This is a genomic window from Myxococcus llanfairpwllgwyngyllgogerychwyrndrobwllllantysiliogogogochensis (assembly GCF_006636215.1).
In the GTDB taxonomy this organism is placed as follows: domain Bacteria; phylum Myxococcota; class Myxococcia; order Myxococcales; family Myxococcaceae; genus Myxococcus; species Myxococcus llanfairpwllgwyngyllgogerychwyrndrobwllllantysiliogogogochensis.
Genome location: NZ_VIFM01000014.1, coordinates 81,580 through 88,804 on the forward strand (window position 1 = coordinate 81,580; position 7,225 = coordinate 88,804).

At 68.1% G+C, this 7,225-nt stretch carries 7 protein-coding genes; all 7 read right to left on the reverse strand.

What is annotated here, in order from left to right:
• Window positions 1-720 (reverse strand): SitI6 family double-CXXCG motif immunity protein, encoded by a 720-nt coding sequence (gene sitI6, locus FJV41_RS05605; protein WP_141641360.1) that lies wholly within the window; start codon window positions 718-720, stop codon window positions 1-3.
• Window positions 721-724: 4 nt separating this feature from the next.
• Window positions 725-1,393, reverse strand: coding sequence for a SitA6 family polymorphic toxin lipoprotein (gene sitA6, locus FJV41_RS05610; RefSeq protein WP_141641361.1), 669 nt, complete (start codon window positions 1,391-1,393; stop codon window positions 725-727).
• A gap of 53 nt (window positions 1,394-1,446) precedes the next feature.
• Window positions 1,447-2,271 (reverse strand): c-type cytochrome, encoded by an 825-nt coding sequence (locus tag FJV41_RS53500; RefSeq protein WP_246137018.1) that lies wholly within the window; start codon window positions 2,269-2,271, stop codon window positions 1,447-1,449.
• Between the two features lie 15 nt (window positions 2,272-2,286).
• Entirely contained in the window at window positions 2,287-3,405 is a 1,119-nt protein-coding gene (locus FJV41_RS05620; RefSeq protein ID WP_141641362.1) for a metallophosphoesterase family protein, read from the reverse strand.
• A 13-nt stretch (window positions 3,406-3,418) separates the two neighbouring features.
• The gene (locus tag FJV41_RS05625) at window positions 3,419-4,732 is read right to left on the reverse strand and encodes a cytochrome-c peroxidase (RefSeq protein ID WP_141641363.1); all 1,314 of its coding nucleotides are present in this window, start codon (window positions 4,730-4,732) and stop codon (window positions 3,419-3,421) included.
• 193 nt (window positions 4,733-4,925) lie between these two features.
• Complete coding sequence (locus FJV41_RS05630) at window positions 4,926-6,293, reverse strand: DUF2156 domain-containing protein (protein WP_246137019.1); 1,368 nt, start codon at window positions 6,291-6,293, stop codon at window positions 4,926-4,928.
• 5 nt (window positions 6,294-6,298) lie between these two features.
• Window positions 6,299-7,225: chloride channel protein (locus FJV41_RS05635; RefSeq protein WP_141641365.1), on the reverse strand; the 927-nt coding region annotated here is incomplete at its 5' end.

The following is a 7,225-nucleotide window of genomic DNA, read 5'->3' on the forward strand; positions in this document are numbered from 1 at the left end:
TCAGCGCACGGGCAGTTCGCGGAAGCTCAGTCCATCCAGTTCGAGCTGTTCCACGGCGTCCTTGAAGCGCTGGGTGACGACGAGCACCATCGCGAAGTTCCTCAGTCGCATGAGGTCCAAATCCAGCGGGAGTGACGCCGCGTCGAGGACGGGCTCCTTGGGAAGACTGAAGCCATGTCGACCACACTTCGGACATGGAGGCTGCGTCGAGCGCGGGATGCAGTCAGGGTGCAGCAGACCGCGCGGTTCGACCGCCAGTTCCAGCAGCTCCTCGACATCCTTTGGCCGAAAGCGCAGCTCGGTGCTGACACCCTTCAGTCCCCTGAGTCCGGCGCCATGTAGACGCGCCAGCGCGTCCGGGCGGACGAGCACGACGTCCCCATACTGCTGCAGGAAGGCAGCGAAGGGTCCGCGCGCCGTTCCCACCAGGGGGCCGAACAAGGCGCCCGGCATCAATGGACTGTCTGGTGGCAACAAGGGCCGGAGCTGCTCGCACAGCAGCTCGAACTCCTCGAAGTCCTTCTCCAGGTAAGCCTTCGCGAGCTTCTTCGCCGCGGGATGGTTCGTCAGGTCCAGGGCGGGATAGTTGAAGCCCGTGCTGGCCCACGTCGCATGACAGTGAGGGCATGTGACTCCCGGCAGCCCCCACTTGTGCCGGGCTTTGTACGTGCCCTTCTGCCGCTCGCCGTCACCCCGCTCCAGATGGAAGAAGCGCGTCATGGGCTCAGTAGTCGAGGGAAGGGCCCACGAGCAGGTGGTACGGCAGAATGGGTCCCACCAGGTCGAAGCGGATGATCATCTCCCGAGCGTATCGGTACATGTCCTCTTGGGTCGCCCCAGTGTGGTTATCACGGAACTTCCGCCATTCTCCATTCCAAGGTCCACCGCTGAATCCCTTGTGGATGCGGTGATGGGTGTCGATGTCGATGAGCATCGTCTCCTTGTGGATGTTGATGCCCTGCCGCTCGAACCAGTCTTTGAACTCCTGGGGAAAGATGTGGTGCTTCTCGCGCGGCTTCATCGCCAGCGCCTTCGCCATCTCCAGCAATCGCCTCTGACTGGGCAGCAGCTCCCGCCCATACCAGCGAATGACGAAGACAGGCTGCACGTGCCCGGGAAGTCCCTGGACGTTGCCCCAGTTGCGCTGCGGTGAGCGTACCGCGCTCGGCGGCAGGACGAACGACGCACCCCGCGCCGGCACCACGCGGCCCCAGGACTCCACGTCCTCGCACCGATAGAGGCCACACGCCTCCTCCGCGCACAGGAACGTGACGCACGCGCCTTCCTCCAGGCGCGTGTACTCGTCCGGATACTCATGCTCACTCTCGGGCGTCGGCGTCGTCGCGCACGACAACAGCCAGACACCCAGCCAGCACCACAGCCACCGCTTCATGACGCCCCCCGGGCAGACCTTCCACCCGAGGGGTCATATCAACAGCGCGGGGCCTACTTCTTCCCGTACTCCAGCTTCGTGCCCTTTCGCTGCGCGTAGATATACGCCTCCATCGCGCGCAGCCTCGGGTCCCCGTCCGCCAGCGGCTTGCCGCGCACCGGGTTCTCGATGCACCAGTTGATCATGTCCCGCAGCAGCGCCACGCGGCCCAGCTGCACCTGGTACTTCGGATACGTCTCCGGATGCGTGTTCGACGCATCCGGGTGGCACATGTCACAGGACACCGCAATCGTCCCGCCCACCGCGTCCGCGTCGTGGAACACGCGGTGCCCCTCGTCCACGAACTGCTGCGTGGACGCCGCCCACACCGCCTCGTCCCGCTGCGTGAACGCACCGTAGGAATGTCCGTCCTGGATGTTCACCCCCGCCTGCTTGCGGACCTCCTTGCCACCACTCTCCGCCGTCACCCCACCCTCGCGCACCGCCCCTCCTGTCGCGGGCTTCTGCGTCCCCATGGGCGGGTTCTTCTGCTGCGGCGCCTGCTTCTGTCCCTGCGCCACCACGGGCGGCGGCGCCGGGTCCCAGTTCGCATCCGGGTTCTTCTTGCGCCACGCGTCCATCAGCTCGCCCGACACCCGCGCCGCCTGCGCGCGCGTCAGCTTCTGCCCCTCCTTGACGCCCTTCACCTCCAGGGACGTCTCCCCGTCACACATCCCCACCACCAGGTTGCCGTCCTTCGACACCGGCACCTGATGCCGCGGCAGCTCCGTCGTCTGAAGGGCCTCGGGACGCGGCGCGGGACTCGTGGCCAATGCCACGCCCCCCGCGAAGGAAAGCAGCGCTCCCGCTCCCACCCACAGCTTCATCCGGTAGGTCATCGTGTCCCCTCGCGCTCAGTAGCTCGGAAGCTTCGTCCGGGGCGGCGCATCCTGCTTCCCACCCGACGCGAGGTAGCTCCCGCGCACGGTGATGGGATTGCGCTCCCAGAGGTTGTACAGCTTGTCCACCAACCCCGACTCCAGCACGTCCACCCGCCCATCCCCGCAGCCGTCGAACTGGCTGAACGGGTCCGGCCGATTCATCTGCACCGTGAGCTGCGGCAACCCCTCCGGCGCATACGGCCACGGCCACGCCGTGGACAGCATCCCGTGGAACTGGATGTTGTCGATGCGGTTCGTCAACAACTGGTGCGTGTGTCCATGAATCACGGTGACACGCTCGAAGGGCTTGAGCAGCGCCTGCACCTCGTCCGCGTCGTCCGTCCAGAAGTTCCAGGGCCGGTAGTACTTGTAGAGCGGCGAGTGGCTGAAGACGATGACCGGCGTCTTCTTGTCCACCTTCGCCAGGTCCTGCTTCATCCACGCGCGCTGCTCACCGCCCACCTCGAAGCGCGACTGGATGCCGTTGTCCAACCCGGCGACAATCTTCATCCGCTCCATCGGCGTGAGCTTCCGCTCCGTCCAGAAGTCCTTCTCCAGAATCGAGTTGAGCACCACGAAGTGCACGCCCTTGTGGTCGAACGAGTAGTTCGGCGCGCCGAACAAGTCCCGCCACAGCTCCCCCATGTCGAGGAACCAGTCGTGCTCGCCCACCATCATCCGCACGGGCGCCTTCACGCTCTTGAGAATCTGCGCCCCCAGCTTCAGCTCTCCCGCCTGCCCCAGCTGCGCCAGGTCCCCACCGAACAACACGAAGTCCGGCTGCGGGTCCAACCCGTTGACGTCATCCACCGCCTTCAGGATGGAGCGCACGAAGCGGTCATTCAGCTTCTGCTCGTACAGGTGCGTGTCGGAGATGTACGCGAAGGTGAAGCGCGGCTTCGTCCCCTGCGCCTCCGCCACGTTGACGAGCTGGAAGCTCTGCGGCGTCCTCAGCCCCATCCCCGCGACGATGCCCGCGGACATGCCCGCCACCCGCAGGAAGGCCCGCCGGTCCAACCGCTTCAGGCCCTCGAAGAAGGCGTCGCGTTCCTCATAGTGCTTCGTCTCGATGCTTCGGAACTTGTTCCCCATGGACGGCGCCTCCTCAGGGCTGCTTCGTCGAAGCGGGTTTGGGCAGCGTCTCGGTGCCGTACACACCGATGTCCGCCGGGTTCTTCACCGACAGGTCCGGATTGGGCGCCAGGTCTCCCAGGTTGCCCTTCTTCCCCAGCGCCACCGCCGTGTCCCGCTCCGGCCGCTGGCCCTTGCGCGCACGCTGCCGCGCCAGCTCCTGACCATTGAACTTCGTGAAGCGCTCATCAGTCAGCGTGAAGACGAAGGCCACCAGGTCATCGATTTCGGGCTCCGTCAGCCCCAGTCGCTGCATGCCTCCGTCCAGGTAGGGATTGGCCACTCCGCCCTTGTTGTAGTGGTCCATCACGTCCCACAGCGTCGTCAACGAGCCGTCGTGCATGTACGGGCCCGTGATTCCGACGTTGCGCAGCGTGGGCGTCTTGAACGCGCCCACGTCGTTCTCCTGCTTCGTCACCAGGAAGCGCCCCAGCTCGGAGAAGCGCGTCTGCAGCGCCAGCTCGTCAATCTGCCGCTCGTCGCCCAGCCGGACGACCTTCACACCCTCGCGCGCCAGCTGCGGGAAGTCCTGCTTGTGCGCGGCGACGCCGATGTTGTGGAACTTCTGGTCGCTGAACAGCGGCGACACCGCGTTGCCTGCGTGACAGGAGTTGCACCGCGCCTTGCCGTTGAAGAGGGCCCAGCCCCGTCGCTCCGACGCGTTGAGCGCGTTCGTCTCGCCGTGGATGAAGCGGTCGAAGCGCGCGTTGCCGGAGAACTGCGTGCGTTCGAAAGCGGCGATGGCGGACGCCAGGTCGTCGTAGGTGATGTCCCGCTTGAAGACAGCCTGAAAGGCGGTGACGTACTCGGGAATCCCCCGCAGCTTGGTCACCACCGCCTCCGGCGAGGGCATGGCCATCTCAATCGGATTCAGGATGGGCAGCTTCGCCTGGTCCTCCAGCGTGGACGAGCGCCCGTCCCAGAACTGAGAGGCATTGAAGAGGGCGTTGAGCACCGTGGGGCTGTTGCGCATGCCCTTCTGGCCCTTCACGCCTTCGGCCACCGGCTTGCCATCCGTGAAGCCCTTGTTCGGGTCATGGCAGGTGGCGCAGGACGTGCTGTCATCCAGGGACAGGCGTTTGTCGTTGAAGAGCTTCTCCCCCAGCGCCACCCGCTCGGGCGTCGGCGCCGCGCTCGCGGGCACCGACAGCTTCCACAACACGGCCGACACTCCCGAAGGCAACGGCGAGGGTGGCGGAGCCGAGCTCTGTGTTTCGGGCGCGGCGTGGCTCTCATGGACCCACAGCAACACGGCGAGCGACAGGGCAACGCCGGACGGCGTTCGCATGGTCACCCCTCCCAACCGACGACGGACGACGCCGCGAGAAAGTCACGGCGCCCGAGGCCGGAACAGCTCTTTCCAGAAAACAGCATTGCCCTCGCCTTGCGGTCCAGGAGACGCGAGGAGGAGTGTCCACCTGTGTAAACCCAGGGGTCCGCGGGACAGGTGAGATGTTGAGTCGTGGAGAAAGCGCGGTGTGTCAGCGCGCGGGCAGGCGGAAGTCGCGCGCGCGGACGAGCAGCCCGGAGGCGGTGGCGGGCGCCAGCACCGCGGCGGTGATGACGAGCCAGTCCACGGGCCCTCGCGCTCGCACCGCGTTGTAGGTGGCGGCCTGCACGAAGGTGAGGCACGCATCCGCGGCGGTGAGGCATACCAGCGCGGTGGCCAGGCCATCTCGCCACCGGCGCACCAACGAGAAGAGCCCCGCCGCCAGCCCCACGTCGAACAACACCCAACCCCACTGCACGCGCGCCGAGGGAAACCAGCGCGTGGTGGCGGGCAGCGCCAGGAGCGCCGTCCAGGGCAGCAGCAACACCGCCAGCCCATGCACCAGCAACCGGGGCCGCCGCAGCAACGTCGCCACGCCGAAGCGCACCAGGCTGCCGCGCGCGAAGGCGCGGAGCGCGTCATACACGGCGAAGAAACCACCGCCAGGCTCGGGGTACGCGAGGTGGAGTGGCACCCACGCGTCCGGACGGAACTTCGCCTTGAAGGCGCGCAGCCCCTCGAAGTCGAACAGCGGCTTGCCGCACGCACGCGCCAGTCGCAGCCACGGCCGCACCGGGCCCGACAGCGGCGCCAGCCCCAGCGTCACGTAGCGGCGGCCCTCGGCGGCGGCGGCGCGCATCGCCGCGTCCACCAGGGCCTCGGCGGTGCCGTTGGGCGACTCAGGGTCTCTCACCAGGTCCTGGAGGAACCAGCCGTCCCGCGCGTACACGGGAGACACGAGCAGGACGCCCACCAGTTCGCCCTTCACCTCCGCCGCGAAGGCACGGCGCTCCCGCGCGAAGGCATCCGGACGCAGCTGCACCAGGAAGCCCATGGGCGCCATGCGACGCGACGCCAGCCAGCGCTTCCTCAGGCGATCCAACGCCTGACGCGTGGGGTGCTCGGCCTCCTCCAACACCTGCGCGGGGAGCTCCCGCACCACGACGCCATGCGAGCGCGCGCGGCGCAGTTGCTCGCGCAGACTCCGACTGCCGCGCACCACCGACTCCCAACGCGACGGCTCCCACACGGGCTGCTCGCCGATGGAGAGCGACTCCATGGGCACCCACTCCGTGAAGCGCGGCTCCGTGGCGAAGAAACACACGCGCCGGCCCGCCTGTCGCGCCGCGGCCTGGAAGCCCTCCACCGCGCGCGGCAGGGACTCCGGCGCGGTGATGGGCGCGCCCGCCGCCACCCACGCGCCGCCCGTGTCCACGTACGCGACGAAGGCGTCCCCCGCTGGGTCGAACCAGTAGCGGAAGCCCGGCATCAGCACCTGGAAGGACGTGGCGTTCCACCCGAACCGGCGCAGCAGCTCCAGTGCCCGCTCGCGCTCCCGTGTTCCCGCCTCGCCGTCCACGTGCTTCAGGCTCCTCGGGCCGGCAACGGCCCACCCAGTCCACGCTCCCTGCGCCGCGAGTTCTCCAGCCGCCGCCGATGCGCGCCCAGCAGGTCGCTCCGGGTGATGATGCCCACGACGCTCGAAGGAGTCTCACGCCGGACCACCGGAAGGCGACCCACGCCTTCCTCCACCATGAGGTCCGCCGCCTCGCGCAGTGAGCTGTCCTCATACGCCACCGACGGAGGACGCCTCACCACGTCCCGCACACGCCGCCCCTCGGGCGCTTGCCCGTCCACCAGGTCCCTGCGCGTGACGACGCCCAGCAGGGCGCCCTCCTTCACCACCGGGAAGCCCTGGTGACGGGTGCCCGCCGCGTCCGACAGCAGCCACGCGCGGACCGACTCCAAGGATTGGTCCGCGTCCAGGGTCACCACGGGCTTGAGCCCCACCTCGCGCACCAGCACCTGCCCCAGCGCATCCACGCCGTACTCGGTGAGGACCCGCCCGCCGCGCCGCGCCAGCTTCTCCGTCATGATGGAGTGGCGCATCAACAGCGCCGACACCAGATAGGCCGCCGCACAGCCGCCCAGCAGGGGCAACAACCCCAAAGGCTGGCGCGTCGTCTCGAAGGCGAACACCACCGACGCCAGCAGCGCACGCGAAGCCCCCGCGAAGATGGCCGCCATGCCCACCAGCGCGGCCACGCGAAGGTCCACGCCCAGCCCGGGCGCCAGCCGCATCGCCAGCAGCCCCAGCCCCGAGCCCAATCCACCGCCCAGAGTGAACAGCGGCGCCAGCGTTCCGCCGGAGGTGCCGCTGCCCAGCGCCACGGACCAGGACACGAACTTCAGCGCGCAGAACACGAGCATGGCCGTGCCCACGAAGCGCCCGGAGAGGATGTCCTCGATGTTGGTGTAGCCCACGCCGAGCGTGCGCGGAGACCACCAGCC